Here is an 18979-nt window from a genome sequence, read left to right as displayed (position 1 = left end):
GCTCCCTACTTATTACTTTTTGTGATGAGGGGAGCAATTTTCTTTTTTGTTTTTTGTTTAGAAAATAAAAAGAGTCTAACAATAAGATGGATACAGTGTTATCTACATACGTTGCGCTTTGCAACGGTGATTATATAACAGCAAAATAGGAGGGAGCTTTTTCATGACTAAGTATATTTTTGTAACAGGCGGTGTAGTATCGTCTTTAGGAAAAGGTATTACAGCAGCATCTCTAGGAAGACTTTTAAAAAATCGTGGTTTAAACGTAACGATTCAAAAGTTTGATCCATACATTAACGTAGACCCAGGGACTATGAGCCCATACCAACACGGTGAGGTATTCGTAACAGATGATGGTGCAGAAACTGACTTAGACCTTGGTCACTATGAGCGTTTCATCGACATCAACTTAAACAAATACAGCAACGTAACAACAGGTAAAATTTACTCTTCAGTTCTTCAAAAAGAGCGTCGTGGTGAATACCTAGGAGGAACAGTTCAAGTTATTCCTCACATTACTAACGAAATTAAAGAGCGTGTATACCGTTCTGGTCGCGAAACAAACGCGGACGTTGTTATTACAGAAATTGGTGGAACTGTTGGTGACATCGAGTCTCTACCATTCTTAGAAGCAATCCGTCAAATTAAGAGCGACATCGGTCGTGACAATGTAATGTACATTCACTGTACGTTAATCCCGTACTTAAAAGCAGCGGGTGAAATGAAAACAAAACCAACGCAACATAGCGTTAAAGAGCTTCGTAGCTTAGGTATTCAACCAAATATTATCGTTGTTCGTACAGAATTGCCTGTTTCTCAAGATATGAAAGACAAGCTTGCATTATTCTGTGACATTGATACAAAAGCAGTTATCGAAGCACGCGATGCAGATACTTTATATGCGGTTCCATTATCTCTTCAAGAGCAAAATATGGACCAAATCGTTTGCGATCACTTAAAATTAGACAATCCAGCTGCAGATATGACAGAGTGGACTGCACTAGTTGATAAAGTACGTAACCTTTCTAAGAAAACAAAAATTGCTCTTGTTGGTAAATACGTAGAGCTTCAAGATGCATACATTTCTGTTGTAGAAGCACTTCGTCATGCGGGTTATTCATTCGACACAGATGTAGAAGTGAAATGGGTAAATGCTGAACACGTAACACCAGAGAACGTACAAGAATTAGTTGGCGACACAGATGGTATCCTTGTACCTGGTGGATTCGGCGATCGTGGTGTAGAAGGTAAAATCGTTGCAATTCAATATGCTCGTGAAAACAAAGTACCATTCTTAGGAATTTGCTTAGGTATGCAACTTGCATCAATCGAATTTGCACGTAACGTATTAGGATTAGAGGGAGCTAACTCTTCTGAAATTAATCCTGACACACCGTATGCAATCATTGACTTATTACCAGAACAAAAAGATGTAGAAGACTTAGGTGGTACACTTCGTCTTGGCCTATACCCATGTAAGCTTGCTGAAGAAACAAATGCTTACAGTGCTTACAATGAGCCGGTTGTATATGAGCGTCATCGTCACCGTTATGAGTTCAACAATCAATTCCGTCCGGATATGGAAAAAGAAGGATTTGTATTCTCTGGTACAAGCCCAGATGGCCGTCTAGTTGAAATCATTGAATTAAAAGATCACCCTTGGTTCGTGGCAGCACAGTTCCACCCAGAACTAGTTTCTCGTCCAAACCGTCCACAACCATTGTTCCATGACTTCGTAAGAGCTTCTATTACGAATAAAGAGAGCAAGTAATAAAAAAAAGCGCCTGAAATAGGGCGCTTTTTTTAATATTCATTTAACATTTCATCGATTGTAAATTTGATCCCATGATATGCAAATAAAGCTATCATTAAACTTGGGAATCCGTAGCGATTGCCTTCATCATCTGGAATAAGACTTTTTAACAGCTTTGTATCAATATGTACATCTGTATATTGTTCTAGTGATTCAGTACCTTCTTGAATAGCAGAGATACCGACAATAGAGTGTCCATTTGCTTGAAGTTTTTTTGCCATTGCTACAACTTCTTCATCTGTTGAAAAACGGCTAATAAGAAGTACACGATCTGCAGAAGTTACTTCTACTTCTTTACCATTCTCAAATAATCGTTTTGCTTGCTTCATTGGTTCAGCACCGGATAATGCTTCAGCAACAACGCCCTCCATTTCATTTGTCCCATGTAAATAAATGAAACCATCACCAACTAATGCTTGAGCAAGTAGACGGGCGCTATCTTCTATATTCATTTCCTCTTTTTGAGAAACTCTGGAGAAATAACCACTTAATTGAGTTGAAAAAATTTTTAACATAATGTTACTCCCTTCGTACGTGTTTACCGGCTTTCATTATAGTTTATTTTTTTAGAAAGGTGAAATCGAAGGGTAGCATAACAAAATAGGAAACGGTAAAATAAGAAAGAATAGGAAGGAATTTGCCAAAGAATAGCGAAAATTAATCGTTAAGATATAAGAAGCTTTAAATCTTGTACTTACACAGAAAGGTTGGGAGTTATGGAAGGGAAAATTTTAATCGTTGATGATCAATATGGCATTCGTGTGTTATTACATGAAGTGTTCCAAAAAGAAGGTTATCAGACATTCCAAGCAGCAAATGGATTTCAAGCTTTAGATATCGTGAAAAAAGATAATCCAGATTTAGTAGTATTAGATATGAAAATTCCAGGTATGGATGGCATAGAGATTTTAAAACATGTAAAGGAAATTGATGAGAGTATTAAAGTAATTTTAATGACTGCTTATGGAGAGCTTGATATGATCCAAGAAGCAAAAGATTTAGGAGCTTTAATGCACTTTGCTAAACCGTTTGATATTGATGAAATTCGTCAAGCAGTGAGAGAACAGCTTGCTGTAGAGGCGTAAAAAATGAATTTTTTATAAAAAATATGGAAAAAAGCGTTTACATGGACTATTGAGCAGGTGAATACGGTTGAGTTTTTGAGTACAAGTTGTTATCCTATTGAGTGTAGAAAAAAGTCCGGTATGTAAATATACATATTTTACCTTATTCTGGTCATACTACCAGCGATAAGAACTTATCGGATACAAAAAACGTTTTTTAGGAGGATTCACCATGCCTTTAGTTTCTATGAAAGAAATGCTAAACACAGCACTAGAAGGAAAATACGCAGTTGGTCAATTCAACATGAACAACTTAGAGTGGACTCAAGCTATCTTAGCTGCTGCGGAAGAAGAAAAATCTCCTGTAATCCTAGGTGTATCTGAGGGTGCAGCTCGTCATATGACTGGTTTCAAAACAGTTGTAGCTATGGTTAAAGCTTTAATCGAAGAAATGAACATCACTGTTCCTGTAGCGATTCACCTTGACCATGGTTCAAGCTTCGAAAAATGTAAAGAAGCAATTGATGCAGGTTTCACATCTGTAATGATCGACGCTTCTCACCACCCATTCGAAGAAAACGTTGAAACTACTAAAAAAGTAGTAGAATACGCACACGCTCGTAACGTATCTGTTGAAGCTGAGCTTGGAACAGTTGGCGGACAAGAAGACGACATCATCGCTGAAGGCGTAATTTACGCTGACCCAGCAGAGTGTAAGCACCTTGTTGAAGCAACAGGTATCGATTGCCTAGCTCCAGCTTTAGGTTCTGTACACGGTCCTTACAAAGGTGAGCCTAACTTAGGATTCGCTGAAATGGAACAAGTTCGTGACTTCACTGGCGTACCTTTAGTATTACACGGTGGTACTGGTATCCCAACTGCTGATATCGTAAAAGCTATCTCTTTAGGTACTTCAAAAATTAACGTAAACACTGAGAATCAAATCGAGTTTACAAAAGCTGTTCGTGAAGTATTAAGCAAAGACCAAGAAGTTTACGATCCTCGTAAATTTATTGGACCTGGCCGCGACGCTATTAAAGCAACTGTTGCTGGTAAAATGCGTGAATTCGGTTCTAACGGTAAAGCGTAAGAATAAAATTCCGTTTTGGAAACCGTCTAGTCTTTTAGACGGTTTCCTTTCGTTGTATAATGAAAGCGTGAACAAGTCTAAAGATTTTTATCATTTTGTTTTTAAAATAGAAAATAATGTGCATAGTCCTATTAAATAAATGTGATAACGTATCTAAATTGATAAAGTAAATTCGATGAATAGTTAATCTTTATCTAGTCGTACTACAGGAGAAATGAAGATAATGGTTTCCTATTTATTGAGTGTTAGGGTGGAAAGAGTGATTGAGATTCTTAAGGGGAGCTTTCTATAAAGATATAGAAAGTAAATACATTCACAAGAAGGGAGCTCAATATGGAAAAATTGCTAATTGAAGGCGGAAGAGCTTTAAATGGAACAATTCGAGTGAGTGGTGCAAAGAACAGCGCCGTTGCACTAATTCCAGCGACAATTTTAGCAGATACTCCAGTAACTATTGGTGGTGTCCCTAATATTTCGGACGTGAAAATGTTAGGAGACTTGCTAGAGGAAATTGGAGGAAGGGTAACTTATGGACAGGAGGAAGAGATGGTAGTCGATCCTTCTAACATGGTTGCAATGCCTTTACCAAATGGAAAAGTGAAAAAATTGCGTGCTTCTTATTATTTAATGGGTGCGATGCTTGGCCGTTTTAAAAAAGCTGTTATTGGGCTTCCGGGTGGATGTCATTTAGGACCGAGGCCGATTGATCAGCATATTAAAGGGTTTGAAGCGTTAGGTGCACATGTTACGAATGAACAGGGTGCGATTTATTTAAGAGCAGATGAATTGCGCGGTGCACGTATTTATTTAGATGTTGTTAGTGTAGGAGCTACGATTAATATTATGCTGGCAGCTGTGCGAGCGAAGGGTAGAACTGTTATTGAAAACGCAGCGAAAGAACCAGAGATTATTGATGTAGCTACATTGTTAACAAGCATGGGTGCACGTATTAAAGGTGCTGGCACAGATGTAATTCGAATTGATGGTGTGGATTCACTGCACGGTTGTCATCACACGATCATTCCGGATCGTATTGAAGCGGGTACGTATATGATTTTAGGAGCTGCATCAGGAGGAGAAGTAACGGTTGATAATGTTATTCCTCAACATTTAGAGTCAGTTACAGCGAAGTTAAGAGAAGCTGGTGTCCAAGTTGAAACGAACGATGACCAAATTACAGTGAACGGCAATAGAAGGTTAAAAGTAGTTGATATAAAAACGCTTGTATATCCAGGATTCGCAACAGATTTACAACAACCATTTACGACACTTTTAACAAAGGCGCACGGAACGGGTGTTGTAACGGATACGATTTACGGCGCACGCTTTAAACACATTGATGAGTTACGTCGTATGAATGCACAAATTAAAGTAGAAGGTCGTTCGGCAATTGTAACTGGTCCTGTTTTATTGCAAGGTGCAAAAGTGAAAGCGAGTGATTTGCGAGCTGGAGCAGCCCTTGTTATTGCAGGGTTAATGGCGGATGGAATTACAGAAGTAACCGGACTTGAGCATATTGATCGAGGTTATGAAAATATAGTAGACAAGCTTAAAGGTCTTGGCGCAAACATTTGGCGAGAACAAATGACAAGTCAAGAAATTGAAGAGATGAAGAACGCATAAGTGATACTTCCGCAAGGGGGAAGCGAAGCATCACTACTTGCGGAAGTATACTTTATAGAGAAACACAGTTCACAAAATACGGCAGAATATATAAAGACTTAAAGGAGAGGGATTATCGTGGAAAGAAGTTTATCTATGGAGTTAGTACGTGTAACAGAGGCTGCAGCATTATCATCAGCGCGTTGGATGGGACGCGGGAAAAAGGATGAGGCAGACGGTGCAGCAACATCAGCTATGCGTGACGTATTTGATACAATTCCGATGAAAGGTACAGTTGTAATTGGTGAAGGTGAGATGGATGAAGCGCCAATGCTGTACATCGGAGAGAAATTAGGTACAGGATATGGACCACGTGTAGACGTTGCAGTTGATCCTTTAGAAGGGACAAACATTGTAGCAGCTGGTGGATGGAATGCTCTTGCTGTTATTGCAATTGCAGATCATGGTAATTTGTTACATGCTCCTGACATGTACATGGATAAAATCGCGGTTGGCCCAGAAGCGGTTGGGGCGGTCGATATTGATGCGCCTATTATCGATAACTTACGTGCGGTTGCGAAGGCGAAAAATAAAGATATTGAAGATGTTGTAGCGACAGTTTTAAACCGTCCACGTCATCAAGCGATTATCGAAGAAATTCGTAAAGCTGGTGCTCGTATTAAATTGATTAACGATGGAGATGTGGCTGGAGCAATTAACACTGCATTTGATCGTACAGGTGTAGACATTTTATTCGGATCTGGTGGAGCGCCTGAGGGTGTATTAGCAGCAGTTGCATTAAAATGTTTAGGTGGAGAAATCCACGGAAAGCTTCTGCCTCAAAATGAAGCTGAATTAGCTCGTTGTAAAAAAATGGGCATTGAAGATATAAATCGTATCCTCCGCATGGAAGACTTAGTAAAAGGTGACGATGCAATCTTTGCAGCAACAGGCGTCACAGACGGAGAACTATTACGCGGCGTTCAATTTAAAGGTAGCGTAGGAACAACACAATCCCTTGTTATGCGTGCAAAATCAGGCACAGTACGCTTCGTAGACGGACGTCATAGCTTGAATAAAAAACCTAACTTGGTTATTAAATAAAAAGCGTAAGCAGCTCGTTCAGAATGGGAGGGGGATGGAGCTTCTGACGTAGAGGCGCTTTTTGCCTCGCAGGAAGAAGTGAAGCCACCGACCATTCTAGCTGCTGGAGCTGGATTAAGTAAAAAGTGGAAGCAGCTCGCTCAGAATCGCAGGGCATTGGAGCTCTCGGCCATTCTAGCTACTGGAACTAGGTTAAATAAAAGCGAAGACAAATTTTCTTGTCTTCGCTTCTTGTATTTGTGTTTCAACGTATTGATTAAAACTAGATAAAAGGGTTACAATAGTGAATATTACCCTACTTGAACTTATTGCCTTTCATTATTAATTATTTGCCTTCCGTATTTTTTCCCTTTACCCATGTGAAAAGAGAATAACGTTAAAGTGTGGTGTCTGAATGAATTTGTCAATTGCAGCATTAGAAAACATGAAATTAAAAGAGTTATACGAGCTTGCGAAAGAATTTAAGATTTCGTATTATAGCAAATTAACGAAAAAAGAGTTAATCTTCGCTATCCTAAAAGCTCGAGCAGAAAAAGAAGGTTTCTTCTTCATGGAAGGCGTATTAGAAATTATTCAATCAGAAGGATTTGGATTCCTACGTCCTATCAACTATTCTCCAAGCTCAGAAGATATTTATATCTCAGCTTCGCAAATTCGTCGTTTCGATTTACGTAATGGAGACAAGGTTTCTGGTAAAGTACGACCTCCGAAAGAAAATGAACGCTATTTTGGATTATTACAAGTTGAAGCTGTAAACGGAGATGATCCAGAGTCAGCAAAAGAGCGTGTGCATTTCCCTGCATTAACACCATTATACCCAGATCGCCAAATGAAATTGGAAACGGAACCGAAAAAGTTACCGACACGCATCATGGATTTAATCGCACCAGTTGGATTTGGACAACGTGGTTTAATTGTCGCGCCTCCAAAGGCTGGTAAAACTAGTCTATTAAAAGAAATCGCGCACAGTGTTACAACAAATCATCCGGAAGCTGAATTGATTGTACTTTTAATTGATGAGCGTCCAGAGGAAGTAACAGACATTGAACGTTCTGTTAAAGGTGATGTTGTAAGCTCTACTTTTGATGAAGTGCCAGAAAATCATATTAAAGTAGCGGAACTTGTGTTAGAACGTGCAATGCGTCTTGTAGAGCACAAAAAAGATGTTATCATTTTAATGGATAGTATTACCCGTTTAGCGCGAGCTTACAACCTTGTTATTCCGCCAAGTGGTAGAACATTATCGGGTGGTATCGACCCAGCTGCCTTCCATAGACCGAAGCGTTTCTTTGGAGCTGCACGTAATATTGAAGAAGGCGGTAGCTTAACGATTTTAGCAACAGCGCTTGTTGATACAGGATCTCGTATGGACGATGTAATTTACGAAGAATTTAAAGGAACTGGAAATATGGAACTTCACTTAGATCGTTCATTAGCTGAGCGTCGTATCTTCCCGGCAATTGATATTCGCCGTTCTGGTACACGTAAAGAAGATCTATTAATTCCGAAAGAACATTTAGACAAGCTATGGGGTATTCGTAAAACAATGCGCGATACACCAGACTTTGTCGAAGGTTTCTTACGTAAACTTCGTCAAACAAAGACAAATGAAGAATTTTTACAAAACATTGTTGCAGATTCGAAAAGATATGTAACAACTAAGTAAAGGGAAAAGATTGGGACTCGCTTATTTCGTAGTAAGCGAGTTTTTTATGTTTTTTAAGGGAATATTAGAGAGAGTAATATATGGAAAAAATTTTGTTTTTTGAGATGAAAATCATATTTGGATCGAGAGTTTGAAGTGTTCTGCGATTCTAAACGAGCCATCTTCACTGTAAGGTGGTTATCCAGCTCCAGCGGCTAGAATGGTCGGTGGCTTCGCGTCTTCCTACGAGGCAAAAAGCGCCTCTTTGTCAGAAGCTCCATCCCCCTCCCATTCTGAACGAGCCGCTTGCGCTTTAAATTATATCCAGCTCCAGCGGCTAGAATCTCCGGTCAGTTCACTCTCTCACTCGAAGCAAAAAGCGCTTCAAGGTCGAGAGTTCCAATGTCCTGCGATTCTAAACGAGCCGCTTCCACTTTAAATTTTAAAAAGACAAAAACAGGTAGTTGCAAAATGGAGTTAGCCTTGTTATAATTTCATCATATGTGTTTCATCAATATAGTTGTGCAAGCAGCTGAAGATGAAAAACTCTGTTTCGAAAATGATTCAGGGCGGAAGGAGATGAAAAGAATGAAAGCAGGAATCCATCCAAATTACAATAAAGTTGTATTTATGGACACGAACACAGGCTTCAAATTCTTAAGCGGGTCTACTAAAGGCTCTAGCGAAACTGTTGAGTGGGAAGATGGTAACACTTATCCATTACTAAAAATTGAGATCAGTTCTGATTCTCACCCATTCTACACTGGACGTCAGAAGTTTGCTACTGCAGACGGACGTGTTGACCGCTTCAATAAGAAGTACGGTATCAAGTAATAAAGAACATAAAACAGGCAAGTGTATGTATTCGCTTGTCTGTTTTTTTTGCAAAAATATTAAACCTTTACCCTACTTTGGATTAGGAAAGTAGATGAAAGGAGAGCTCAATGTACTTAATGAATCAAAATGGTTGGATTGAAGTGATTTGCGGGAGTATGTTTTCTGGGAAATCAGAAGAGCTCATCCGCCGTATACGCCGTACGCAATTTGCGAAACAACATGCGATTGTATTTAAACCATGTATTGATAATCGTTATAGTGAAGAAGATGTTGTATCACATAATGGATTAAAGGTTAAAGCAGTTCCTGTTTCAGCTTCAAAGGATATATTTAACCATGTAACAGAAGAAATGGATGTTATTGCAATCGATGAGGTACAATTTTTTGATGGGGACATTGTGGAAGTGGTGCAAGTATTGGCAAATCGTGGCTATCGTGTCATTGTAGCAGGATTAGACCAAGATTTCCGTGGTCTACCATTTGGACAAGTTCCTCAGCTGATGGCGATTGCTGAACATGTAACTAAATTGCAGGCAGTTTGTTCTGCATGTGGATCTCCTGCAAGTCGTACGCAACGTTTAATCGATGGAGAACCAGCGGCATTTGATGATCCAATTATTTTAGTTGGGGCTTCAGAATCGTATGAACCACGTTGTCGTCATTGTCATGCAGTACCTACAAAACAAAGATAAATGAAACTCGCTATGTAGAGCGGGTTTTTTTCAAAATAGATGAAGATTGGTGGCCAGCTCTTCGTACAGCTAAGAACGTTAGGCAGTCAGATTTGAGCGAGCCGCTTACGCTTTTAAATATTATCTAGCTCCAGCGGCTAGAATCTCCGGACATTTCACTCTCTCGCTCGAAGCAAAGAGCGCTTCAAGGTCGAGAGTTCCAAATAGCCTGCGATTCTGAGCAAGCCGCTTGCGCTTTTAAATATATCTAGTTCCGGTGGCTAGCTCTTCGTGTCTAAGAACCTCCCGCACGAGAAGACAAAAAGCGTCTTCTGTGCGAGAGAACCTAAGCCAGTCAGAGCTGAGCGAGCCACCTCCACTTTTAAATATAATTTGCGTTTTTTTTATTAAGTACCATATACTATTTGTATTAGATACTAGGATGTAGAGGTGAATGGTGTGTTAGATCGTTTGCAAGCTGTAGAAGATCGTTATGAGAAGTTAAATGAATTGTTAAGTGACCCAGAGGTTATTAGTGATACGAATAAGCTTCGTGAGTATTCAAAAGAACAATCTGATATGCAGGAAACGGTAGAGGTGTACCGTGAGTATAAAGATGTTCGTGAGCAATTAAGAGATGCAAAAGCAATGTTAGAAGATAAGTTAGACGCTGATATGCGTGAAATGGTAAAAGAAGAGGTTTCTGAATTAGAAGGACAAGATAAAGAATTGTCAGAGCGTCTGAAAATTTTACTTGTTCCAAAAGACCCTAATGATGATAAAAACGTTATCGTTGAGGTTCGTGGTGCTGCTGGTGGTGATGAGGCAGCTTTATTTGCTGGTGATTTATATCGTATGTATAGCCGTTATGCTGAGGTACAAGGTTGGAAAACTGAAATTATCGAAGCGAGCTATACAGAGTTAGGTGGATATAAAGAGATTATCTTTATGATTAACGGTAAAGGTGCTTTCGCGAAGCTGAAATTCGAGAATGGTGCTCACCGTGTACAACGTGTTCCTGAAACGGAATCTGGTGGACGTATTCATACATCTACAGCAACTGTAGCTGTATTACCAGAGGCAGAAGAAGTAGAGATTAGTATTCATGAAAAAGATGTTCGTGTAGATACGTTTGCTTCTAGTGGTCCTGGTGGACAAAGTGTTAATACAACGATGTCAGCGGTACGTTTAACGCATTTACCGACTGGTGTAGTTGTATCGTGTCAGGATGAGAAGTCACAAATTAAGAATAAAGAAAAAGCGATGAAAGTATTACGCGCACGTGTTTATGATAAGTTTAGACAAGAAGCGCAAGCTGAGTATGATCAAAACCGTAAACAAGCTGTTGGTACAGGTGATCGTTCAGAGCGTATTCGTACGTATAATTTCCCGCAAAACCGTGTTACAGACCATCGAATCGGTTTAACGATTCAAAAGCTAGATCAAATCTTACAAGGTAAGTTAGATGATTTCATCAATGCCTTAGTGATGGAAGATCAGGCTCAAAAGATGGAGGCAGCTGAGTAATGCGTGTCTATGAAGCCCTGAAATGGGCTTCTTCTTTTTTACAGGAAAATGGACGAGATGAAAATGCGGGAGAAATTGTCCTTTGTCATGTATTAAAGACGAACAGAACCGGAATGCTCATGAATATGCGTGAAGAAATAACTGTGGAACAAGAAACAAGTTTTACGGAGTTTATTCACAAGCATGTAGAAGGTATTCCTATTCAATATATGATGGGTTATGAAATGTTTTATGGACGGTCGTTCTTTGTGAATGAAGAAGTATTAATACCAAGACCGGAAACAGAAGAGCTTATAGTGGGAGTGTTAGAAAGAATCGAGCGTCATTTTGGTGATGAGAAACTGCATGTGGCGGATATCGGTACAGGTAGTGGAGCGATTTCTATTACGCTTGCTTTAGAAAATAAAAATCTTCATGTGTATACGGTAGATATTGCACAAGAGTCGATTGAAGTTGCACAAGAAAATGCAAAAACTTTGGGCGCAGAAGTAACGTTCTATCATGGTGATTTATTGTCACCATTTCATGAAACAGGTCAAAAGTTAGATGTTGTTGTTTCAAACCCCCCATATATACCGGAAGAGGATTGGCGTGGCCTTTCTCCTGTGGTGAAAGAGCATGAGCCAAAGAGAGCACTTGTTGGCGGTGAGGACGGATTAGATTTCTATCGCCGTTTTATGGAAGAGTTGCCGAATGTGTTGCAGAAGAAAGCAATTGTGGCATTTGAAATTGGAGTAGGACAAGGTGAGGACGTAAAAGAGCTGTTACAACAAGCTTTTCCTCATGCTCATGTTGAGGTTGTTTTTGATATTAACGGAAAAGATCGTATGGTATTTGCAGAGATGGAGTAAGGTTCACACCTTACTCTATTTTTTTATGGGAAAATTTATATAGATTTTGAATTTAATAGTTTAGAAAGATGAAAGTCTGTCCACACTGTTTGTAGAAGGGACGGTGGAGGAAATGAAAAAACAAGTTATTGCTTATCTTCTTCTATTATTAATTGGTGCACAGTTACTTGTGCAGTTTGGATATATGAAAGCTGATGCGAAAGGGCCTTCAGTTATTCCGAAAGAGGCCGTTCGATTACGGATTTTAGCAAATAGTGATTCAGATAAAGATCAGGCGTTAAAGCGCAAAGTGCGTGATGAAGTAAAAGCACAAATTGATGGATGGGTAGCGGATTTAACTTCATTTGAAGAGGCACGTAAAGTCATTCAAAGTCATATTCCAGAAATCGAAAAAACAGTGGCAAATACGTTGAAAAAAGAAGGAAGTAAAGATTCATTTCAAGTGAAATTTAGTAAGAATGTAAAGTTTCCTACAAAGGTATATGGGAATTTTATTTATCCAGCAGGGGAATATGAGGCGGTATTGATTACAATTGGGGAAGGTGAAGGGGCGAACTGGTGGTGTGTATTATTTCCGCCGATGTGTTTCTTAGATTTTTCAAGTGGTACAGCTGTAAGGAAAGAAGAACATGTTGTGAAGGCTGAATCTCCTGAAGAAGGAGAAGTTAAGAAACAAAATGAGGAAGTAGTGGATGTACGAGAGAAGAAAGAGGATAAAGTGAAAGAAACGAAAGTTGTAAAGCAGGAAGTTGCAAAAAAAGTAACAGCTTCTGAAAAGAAGTTAGTAAAAAATGAAACGAAAGTAGAGGAACAACCTGTAAATAAAGAAGAAACAAAAACTGTGGAAAAAGTGGAGAAACCTGTGGAACAAAAGCAAGAAAAACAAAATGAGTATGTAAAAGTAGAGGAGGAAGAAGAAAAGCCAGAAGTGAAGTTATTTATTGTAGAAGCTTTTACATCTTTATTCTCTAAATAGTACTATTAGTAAATCCCTTCTCATATATAAAAAAGAGGAGGGATTTACTATGAAGAAAGTATATTTTGCGACGAAAGCAGATGTGGAAAGATTGCATTCTTTTTTCGGACAAGCTAATAAAAAAGATGATAAAATAAATGAGTTGTACGCGCAATTTATGATTTTGGAAGAGGCGGAAGAAATACGGGCTGTTATCGGATATGAACAAAGTGAAGAACACGCACTGATTCGTTCTTGTTTATTCACACCTAATGTGGATAAACAGACTTTCTTATATTTTTTTGAAATGTTTTTGCAGTATATGAAAGAAAAAAATATTCGACAATTGTACTTACTAACAAATCATCCACAATCTATAACAATCTTTCAGTTTTTTGACTTTGTTACTATAGAGAAAGAAAACGTACCAGAGGGAATTCGACAGTTAGAACACTTTTGTAAAAATATAAAAGAGCCAAATGCAATAATACTAAATTGTCAGCTATTCACAAAGTTATCCACGGATTAATTAGGTTTATCCACATTTTGTGGATAAACCTTGTTTGTCTTTTGGATAAATCTCATAGTAAACTAAAAATAGACAAGTATTTCAGGGTAGAAAAGGACGTGTGAAAAAATGCATACAAATATGTGGGTTGTGGATAATGTTGTGGAAAGAAAAAAATATTATCCACAGTTACAAGAAGCAGCAAAATTATTAAGGGAAAACGAGGCGATTGCCTTCCCTACAGAAACGGTATATGGACTAGGCGCCAACGCGATGAATGATGAAGCAATCGCGAAAATTTTTGAAGCGAAAGGAAGACCGAGTGATAATCCACTGATTGTCCACATCGGTACAAAATCACAGTTGGATGGAATTGTGAAAGAAATCCCGCCAGTTGCAGAGAAGTTAATGGAGCATTTTTGGCCAGGCCCGTTAACAATTATTTTACCTAGAAAAGAAGGGATTTCAGAGAGGGTGACGGCAGGACTTAATACGGTTGGAGTAAGAATGCCTGATCATCCAGTAGCGCTTGCTCTTATTGAAGAGGCAAATGTACCTGTTGCAGCACCGAGTGCGAATCGTTCTGGTCGTCCAAGTCCGACGTTAGCGTCTCACGTATATGAAGATTTAAATGAGAAAATCGCAGGTATTGTAGATGGTGGTGCGACGGGAGTAGGTGTTGAATCAACTGTAATTGATTGTACGAGCGAGGTTCCAACGATATTACGCCCAGGTGGGATTACGAAAGAACAATTGGAAGCGGTGATTGGTACTGTCTCTTTAGATCCGGCTTTAAAGGATGAGAAGGAAAAACCGAAATCACCTGGAATGAAATATACACATTATGCACCGAAAGCGCCACTGAGTATTGTGGAAGGTTCACGTGAATTTATTCAACGCCTTGTGGATGAGAAGAAAGAAGAAGGGTTCAAAGTAGGTGTATTAACGACAGAAGAATATCAGCATGTATACAGCGCGGATGTTGTATTATCTTGTGGTGTTCGAAGCGATTTAGCAAGCGTTGCGACTAAATTATATGATGTACTTAGAACGTTTGATGCAAGTGAAGTAGATGTTATTTTTAGTGAATCATTCCCGAATGAAGGAATAGGGAATGCCATTATGAATCGCTTAACGAAGGCGGCAGGGCATCAAATTATTACTGAATGATAAGGTAAGATTAGCAAACAGAATATTTCTCCTCGGATAAGCATATTTTGAAGTAGCACGTCCGAGGAGGGACATGAATGACGTTTGAACAGCTACTACCTTTAACAATTATGGCATTCGCCTTAGGGATGGATGCGTTCTCGGTAAGTCTTGGTATGGGAATGATGACCTTAAAGGGAAGACAAATCCTGTATATCGGTATGACGATAGGGATATTTCATATTATCATGCCATTTATAGGGATGGTATTAGGTCGTTTTTTATCAGAGCAGTATGGAGATGTTGCACATTTTGCAGGTGCTATTTTATTAATTGGACTAGGATTTTATATTGTATATTCATCTATTTTGGAGAATGAAGAGACTAGAACGGCCCCTATTGGAATTAGTTTATTCGTATTTGCATTTGGTGTTAGTATAGATAGTTTTTCAGTAGGCCTTAGTCTTGGTATTTACGGGGCGCAGACACTTATTACGATATTACTTTTTGGATTTGTTAGTATGTTATTAGCGTGGCTTGGTTTATTAATTGGTAGGCATGCGAAAGATATGCTCGGCACGTATGGCGAGATAGTGGGCGGTATCATTTTGGTTGGATTTGGATTATATCTCCTTTTTCCTATATAATTTTAAGGAGGAGGGCGTTATGAACAAGCTATTGGAATGGTATATTCGATTTGGCACTTTCTTTCCTAGATGGTTGCGACTGCTTGTTATTTGGGGTATTATTTTGCAAATTTCAATTTTAGGTTGGATGAAGTTAATTCGCGAATGGTAAGATAGCTCCTTTCTGTGCATAGTTTTATTTATACTATACTGATTGCGCTAAAAAATTACACATATAGAAAGGATGAGATGAATGACGAGATTGAAACAAGTTTTTGGTATTATTATTAGTTTTTTTGTTTTTTGGTTTAGTATGCTCGGTGTACAAATGTTTGCTGAGTTTTTAGATATTGAGTCATTGAAGTTTGTTGCGGGAAAAACGGAGGCGGCGCGTGCCTTTTATTCTCCGTATCCGTTTATAATCGTTTTTCTTATTACATTGCTTTCCCTATATTTCTTAGTAATTAAGCTTGGGAAACCGAAAAAAGAGAAAGTACCTACTTTAGAGGAGCAGAAGGAAGAAATATAAGGGGGAGACTATGTCTAACATTTCTTTAGCGGAAGCTGTAAAATTAAAAAGCGTATTATCGAAAAGAATACATGAATTAGAAGAAGAGATGAATCAAATTGGATTTGTTGAAATTGAAAAAGGTGATACACTTCCAAAACAGACGCGTACATTGGTACAAGTTGAACAAGAGTTAGATGAAGTTCGCGCTGACTTTCGTCTTTTAGATAAATTGATGTACGAAGCAAATATTCAAAACGAAGTTAATTTCAACGGAGAAAACGTAACGATTGTTGAGGCGATAGAGCTTGCAACACAACTACGTGCAAAAGCTCGAAAGTGTAAAGAGTTTGGTGTGAGTAAGAAAGAAGAACATGTATATTCTTACGGTGAAACATCATCGCTTTTAAAAGTAGCGATGTTCGATCCTGAAGTATATCGTGTAAAAGGTTTAGAGTTAGAGAGACAAGCTAATAGATTGTCCAATTTAATTAATGCGAAAAACTACGCGATTGAACTAGACTTCGATGGTGAAAAATACTTTTAAACCTTGAAGTGGTGAGACTCTGCTTCAAGGCATAGAAGAAGACCGCTTTTGTAAAAATGAGATTTGTGATGGCAAAGGGTACAACCAATCATCCAATTACCAATCACACTGTTACTTTTTACCGATGACCAATGATGGTAAAAGAGGTCGATGACCGAAATTGAAAAATTATTTTTCTTCTTCTATGAAAAGGCTGTACCAAATTAATTTGGTACAGCCTTTTATATTTTATAGGTATTCTATTTTGAGCGAACCACTTCCACTGTTAGATATATCCAGCTCCAGCGGCTAGAATCTCCGGTCATTTCGCTCTCTCGCATGAAGCAAAAAGCGCTTCAAGGTCGAGAGCTCCAATGCCCTGCGATTCTGAGCGAGCCGCCTCCACTTTTAAACAGGCCTCACCAATTCAAATTGTTCTCCTAGTTTTGCGTAGTTGTGTCCTGCTAGACGGCTTACTGGTTTTAGTCCTTCTGCGTGAATGCGACCTTTTTCGTATAGGTGTTCTGCGACGTGGAAACGAACGACGCGTCCGATTAGTAGGTCGCAAGCTGGTGAGTCTTCTGTTCCACCAAGAGGGATTGCGCGTTCTAATACGCATTCCATTCGAATGTTTGCTTCTTTTACACCTGGGACGGAGATGACGTCACTTTCAATTGGTGTTAGTTTTGCTAGTTCAATTTCACTCTCATTTGGCGGGAGATTAGCTGCTGTTTCGTTAATTGCTTCTACGTAAGATTCATCAGAAATATGTACGACAAACTCACCTTTTTCAATTGCGTTTCGGGAAGTGTCCTTTCTTTCTCCTGCTTTCCGTTGCACAGAAACTGAAATAAGTGGTGGATTAGCAGCGACGATATTGAAATAACTATACGGTGCTCCGTTTAATACGCCGTCTTTTGTTACAGAAGTAACGAATGCGACAGGGCGTGGAATGATACTTCCCGTTAATAATTTGTAATTCTCTTTTTCTGTTTGTTCGCTTGGATTAATGGATAACATGTGTAAAATCCCCTTTCTGAATGTAACGACTTATTGTTTGTTTACAAGATGTTAGTGGAAAACTCCTGCTGGAAATAATATTTTTATTGCATAAAAAGAACTTACTTCAATTGTAATGAAGTAAGTTCCGTTTGAATAATCTCGAAACTGAGATAAATATTACAGTAACACGTATGCGCCAGGTCCGATTAAAGCTACACCGATCGCAACAGCGATTAACATTAAATTGTATTCATATCCGTTTTGTGTCACCCAGTAACCATTTTTTCCGTGAACAGTGAAGATTGCCATTAACATTGTTCCAACGATAAATAATGAACCAACTGCAGTGAAAATACCTGATGCGAATAAGAAGCCACCTAATAATTCAGTTGCGCCAGCCATAAATGCCATGAATACACCAGGGCGTAAACCGATTGATTCCATCCAGCCGCCTGTTCCTTTTAAACCGTAACCGCCGAACCAACCAAATAATTTTTGAGTACCATGACCCATGAATGTAATACCTATAATAAGACGAATAATAAGAAGACCGAAATCCATCATTTTTAAAAACCTCCTAAAAGTTATTAACTTACCTTATGTAAGTAATAATAAAATAGTTACTTACTTTAGTCAAGTGGATTTCGAAAAAAGTTTGAAAATAATTTTACAAATTAGCGACAAAAAACAAAATGTAGTAAAGACCTCTAGACAAGTTGGGTAAAAAAAGAGAAAATATAAGTAGAAGTTAACTTCTTATTGTTATTCAGACAATCAGAATTGACTGGAATTTTGTGAGGCGCTACAATAAGAGTCTAGTAGTAATGACGTAATTTATTTCGAAAGCGTTTTTACAGTATAATATTCGAAGTATGAGGTCTTACGTTTATTTCGATCTTTAATAGAGATTGCCCTATAAACTTTTAGGTAAATTATAAGGAGGACTATCCTATGTTTAAAAAATTATTCGGTCTTGGTTCAAAAACAAATGAAGAAACAATCGTAGCTCCATTAACTGGAGCAGTGAAAAATATTGAAGAAGTACCAGATCCAGTATTCGCTGGTCGTATGATGGGTGACGGTGTTGCAATCGATCCTACTGAAGGTGTAGTTGTATCTCCAGTTGATGGTGAAATCGTACAATTATTCCACACGAAACATGCAATTGGAATTAAAGCGAAAAACGGTACAGAAATTTTAATCCACGTTGGATTAGAAACTGTAAAAATGGAAGGCGAAGGTTTCGAAGCTCATGTTTCTGAAGGACAAGCTGTAAAAGCTGGAGATAAATTAATCTCATTCGACTTAGAATTAATCCGTGAAAAAGCGAAAAGTACAATTACTCCAATCGTTATCACAAATACAGATGCAGCTGAGTCTATTAAGACAACTGTAGGTGTAACTGCTACAAAAGGTTCAACAGAAGTAATGAAAGTTACAATGAAATAATTATTGCATGAAAGGAATCTGTTTCGTATGAAATGGATTCCTTATTTTGTTT

Annotated in this window: 21 protein-coding genes; 18 read left to right on the top strand and 3 right to left on the bottom strand. The window is 38.5% G+C overall.

Translation table 11 applies throughout. The features are described 5' to 3' along the window. Positions 1 to 163 precede the first annotated feature (163 nt). Positions 164 to 1771 (top strand): CTP synthase, encoded by a 1608-nt coding sequence (gene pyrG, locus ACHZK0_RS26015; protein ID WP_000170443.1) that lies wholly within the window; start codon positions 164 to 166, stop codon positions 1769 to 1771. A 32-nt stretch (positions 1772 to 1803) separates the two neighbouring features. Here pyrG and ACHZK0_RS26010 read toward each other — a convergent pair whose 3' ends face one another. Further along, positions 1804 to 2328: a DUF2529 domain-containing protein gene (locus tag ACHZK0_RS26010; RefSeq protein ID WP_270606116.1), complete on the bottom strand. Its 525-nt coding sequence runs from the start codon at positions 2326 to 2328 to the stop codon at positions 1804 to 1806. Positions 2329 to 2529: 201 nt separating this feature from the next. Between ACHZK0_RS26010 and spo0F the strand changes: the two genes are divergently transcribed. From spo0F to ACHZK0_RS25930, 16 genes are all read left to right on the top strand, one after another. After that, on the top strand, positions 2530 to 2898 hold the full coding sequence (gene spo0F / locus ACHZK0_RS26005; RefSeq protein WP_000398593.1) for a sporulation initiation phosphotransferase Spo0F: 369 nt from the start codon (positions 2530 to 2532) through the stop codon (positions 2896 to 2898). Positions 2899 to 3109: 211 nt separating this feature from the next. Beyond that, positions 3110 to 3967 (top strand): class II fructose-bisphosphate aldolase, encoded by an 858-nt coding sequence (locus tag ACHZK0_RS26000; protein WP_063262339.1) that lies wholly within the window; start codon positions 3110 to 3112, stop codon positions 3965 to 3967. Positions 3968 to 4300: 333 nt separating this feature from the next. Continuing rightward, complete coding sequence (murA, locus tag ACHZK0_RS25995) at positions 4301 to 5590, top strand: UDP-N-acetylglucosamine 1-carboxyvinyltransferase (RefSeq protein WP_262741386.1); 1290 nt, start codon at positions 4301 to 4303, stop codon at positions 5588 to 5590. A 117-nt stretch (positions 5591 to 5707) separates the two neighbouring features. Then, entirely contained in the window at positions 5708 to 6673 is a 966-nt protein-coding gene (glpX, locus tag ACHZK0_RS25990) for a class II fructose-bisphosphatase (protein WP_000442336.1), read from the top strand. Positions 6674 to 7067: 394 nt separating this feature from the next. Then, positions 7068 to 8339 carry a transcription termination factor Rho gene (gene rho / locus ACHZK0_RS25985; RefSeq protein ID WP_001053898.1) on the top strand — a complete coding sequence of 424 codons (1272 nt, stop codon included), beginning with the start codon at positions 7068 to 7070 and terminating at the stop codon, positions 8337 to 8339. Positions 8340 to 8906: 567 nt separating this feature from the next. Next, positions 8907 to 9152: a type B 50S ribosomal protein L31 gene (locus ACHZK0_RS25980; protein WP_000643447.1), complete on the top strand. Its 246-nt coding sequence runs from the start codon at positions 8907 to 8909 to the stop codon at positions 9150 to 9152. Between the two features lie 110 nt (positions 9153 to 9262). Beyond that, the gene (locus tag ACHZK0_RS25975) at positions 9263 to 9847 is read left to right on the top strand and encodes a thymidine kinase (protein ID WP_000281086.1); all 585 of its coding nucleotides are present in this window, start codon (positions 9263 to 9265) and stop codon (positions 9845 to 9847) included. Positions 9848 to 10285: 438 nt separating this feature from the next. Next, the gene (gene prfA / locus ACHZK0_RS25970) at positions 10286 to 11353 is read left to right on the top strand and encodes a peptide chain release factor 1 (RefSeq protein ID WP_033656424.1); all 1068 of its coding nucleotides are present in this window, start codon (positions 10286 to 10288) and stop codon (positions 11351 to 11353) included. Next, entirely contained in the window at positions 11353 to 12204 is an 852-nt protein-coding gene (gene prmC, locus ACHZK0_RS25965; RefSeq protein ID WP_395761036.1) for a peptide chain release factor N(5)-glutamine methyltransferase, read from the top strand. Before prfA ends, prmC begins: the two co-directional genes overlap by 1 nt. A gap of 112 nt (positions 12205 to 12316) precedes the next feature. Then, on the top strand, positions 12317 to 13180 hold the full coding sequence (gene spoIIR, locus ACHZK0_RS25960) for a stage II sporulation protein R (protein WP_395761035.1): 864 nt from the start codon (positions 12317 to 12319) through the stop codon (positions 13178 to 13180). 49 nt (positions 13181 to 13229) lie between these two features. Then, positions 13230 to 13688 carry a hypothetical protein gene (locus ACHZK0_RS25955; RefSeq protein ID WP_000758431.1) on the top strand — a complete coding sequence of 153 codons (459 nt, stop codon included), beginning with the start codon at positions 13230 to 13232 and terminating at the stop codon, positions 13686 to 13688. Positions 13689 to 13796: 108 nt separating this feature from the next. Further along, positions 13797 to 14837, top strand: coding sequence for an L-threonylcarbamoyladenylate synthase (locus ACHZK0_RS25950; RefSeq protein WP_262741389.1), 1041 nt, complete (start codon positions 13797 to 13799; stop codon positions 14835 to 14837). 77 nt (positions 14838 to 14914) lie between these two features. Beyond that, positions 14915 to 15463, top strand: a complete 549-nt coding sequence (locus ACHZK0_RS25945) for a manganese efflux pump MntP family protein (RefSeq protein WP_073517197.1) — start codon at positions 14915 to 14917, stop codon at positions 15461 to 15463. 19 nt (positions 15464 to 15482) lie between these two features. Beyond that, positions 15483 to 15614: a hypothetical protein gene (locus tag ACHZK0_RS25940; protein ID WP_270606118.1), complete on the top strand. Its 132-nt coding sequence runs from the start codon at positions 15483 to 15485 to the stop codon at positions 15612 to 15614. An 81-nt stretch (positions 15615 to 15695) separates the two neighbouring features. After that, complete coding sequence (locus ACHZK0_RS25935; protein ID WP_000197468.1) at positions 15696 to 15971, top strand: DUF3935 domain-containing protein; 276 nt, start codon at positions 15696 to 15698, stop codon at positions 15969 to 15971. A 10-nt stretch (positions 15972 to 15981) separates the two neighbouring features. Further along, positions 15982 to 16497, top strand: coding sequence for a hypothetical protein (locus tag ACHZK0_RS25930; protein ID WP_061680025.1), 516 nt, complete (start codon positions 15982 to 15984; stop codon positions 16495 to 16497). Positions 16498 to 16884: 387 nt separating this feature from the next. Here ACHZK0_RS25930 and ACHZK0_RS25925 read toward each other — a convergent pair whose 3' ends face one another. Further along, positions 16885 to 17496, bottom strand: a complete 612-nt coding sequence (locus ACHZK0_RS25925; protein WP_262741391.1) for a flavin reductase family protein — start codon at positions 17494 to 17496, stop codon at positions 16885 to 16887. Positions 17497 to 17655: 159 nt separating this feature from the next. Beyond that, positions 17656 to 18042 (bottom strand): DoxX family protein, encoded by a 387-nt coding sequence (locus tag ACHZK0_RS25920; RefSeq protein WP_270340445.1) that lies wholly within the window; start codon positions 18040 to 18042, stop codon positions 17656 to 17658. A 387-nt stretch (positions 18043 to 18429) separates the two neighbouring features. On the opposite strand from ACHZK0_RS25920, the gene ACHZK0_RS25915 reads away from it, so the two are divergent. Continuing rightward, positions 18430 to 18927 (top strand): PTS sugar transporter subunit IIA, encoded by a 498-nt coding sequence (locus ACHZK0_RS25915; RefSeq protein ID WP_000473666.1) that lies wholly within the window; start codon positions 18430 to 18432, stop codon positions 18925 to 18927. Positions 18928 to 18979 lie beyond the last annotated feature (52 nt).

It is taken from the genome of Bacillus sp. 3G2 (genome assembly GCF_044324725.1).
Classification (GTDB): Bacteria; Bacillota; Bacilli; order Bacillales; family Bacillaceae_G; genus Bacillus_A; species Bacillus_A mobilis.
The sequence above is the reverse complement of the archived record's forward strand: the minus strand, read 5'-3'. Positions and strand labels throughout refer to the sequence as shown.

Coding starts and splice junctions, on each gene's coding strand:
- pyrG (WP_000170443.1), top strand. CDS start 164: ATGACTAAGTATATTTTTGTAACAGGCGGTGTAGTATCGTCTTTAGGA.
- ACHZK0_RS26010 (WP_270606116.1), bottom strand. CDS start 2,328: ATGTTAAAAATTTTTTCAACTCAATTAAGTGGTTATTTCTCCAGAGTT.
- spo0F (WP_000398593.1), top strand. CDS start 2,530: ATGGAAGGGAAAATTTTAATCGTTGATGATCAATATGGCATTCGTGTG.
- ACHZK0_RS26000 (WP_063262339.1), top strand. CDS start 3,110: ATGCCTTTAGTTTCTATGAAAGAAATGCTAAACACAGCACTAGAAGGA.
- murA (WP_262741386.1), top strand. CDS start 4,301: ATGGAAAAATTGCTAATTGAAGGCGGAAGAGCTTTAAATGGAACAATT.
- rho (WP_001053898.1), top strand. CDS start 7,068: ATGAATTTGTCAATTGCAGCATTAGAAAACATGAAATTAAAAGAGTTA.
- ACHZK0_RS25980 (WP_000643447.1), top strand. CDS start 8,907: ATGAAAGCAGGAATCCATCCAAATTACAATAAAGTTGTATTTATGGAC.
- ACHZK0_RS25975 (WP_000281086.1), top strand. CDS start 9,263: ATGTACTTAATGAATCAAAATGGTTGGATTGAAGTGATTTGCGGGAGT.
- prmC (WP_395761036.1), top strand. CDS start 11,353: ATGCGTGTCTATGAAGCCCTGAAATGGGCTTCTTCTTTTTTACAGGAA.
- spoIIR (WP_395761035.1), top strand. CDS start 12,317: ATGAAAAAACAAGTTATTGCTTATCTTCTTCTATTATTAATTGGTGCA.
- ACHZK0_RS25955 (WP_000758431.1), top strand. CDS start 13,230: ATGAAGAAAGTATATTTTGCGACGAAAGCAGATGTGGAAAGATTGCAT.
- ACHZK0_RS25950 (WP_262741389.1), top strand. CDS start 13,797: ATGCATACAAATATGTGGGTTGTGGATAATGTTGTGGAAAGAAAAAAA.
- ACHZK0_RS25945 (WP_073517197.1), top strand. CDS start 14,915: ATGACGTTTGAACAGCTACTACCTTTAACAATTATGGCATTCGCCTTA.
- ACHZK0_RS25940 (WP_270606118.1), top strand. CDS start 15,483: ATGAACAAGCTATTGGAATGGTATATTCGATTTGGCACTTTCTTTCCT.
- ACHZK0_RS25935 (WP_000197468.1), top strand. CDS start 15,696: ATGACGAGATTGAAACAAGTTTTTGGTATTATTATTAGTTTTTTTGTT.
- ACHZK0_RS25930 (WP_061680025.1), top strand. CDS start 15,982: ATGTCTAACATTTCTTTAGCGGAAGCTGTAAAATTAAAAAGCGTATTA.
- ACHZK0_RS25925 (WP_262741391.1), bottom strand. CDS start 17,496: ATGTTATCCATTAATCCAAGCGAACAAACAGAAAAAGAGAATTACAAA.
- ACHZK0_RS25920 (WP_270340445.1), bottom strand. CDS start 18,042: ATGATGGATTTCGGTCTTCTTATTATTCGTCTTATTATAGGTATTACA.
- ACHZK0_RS25915 (WP_000473666.1), top strand. CDS start 18,430: ATGTTTAAAAAATTATTCGGTCTTGGTTCAAAAACAAATGAAGAAACA.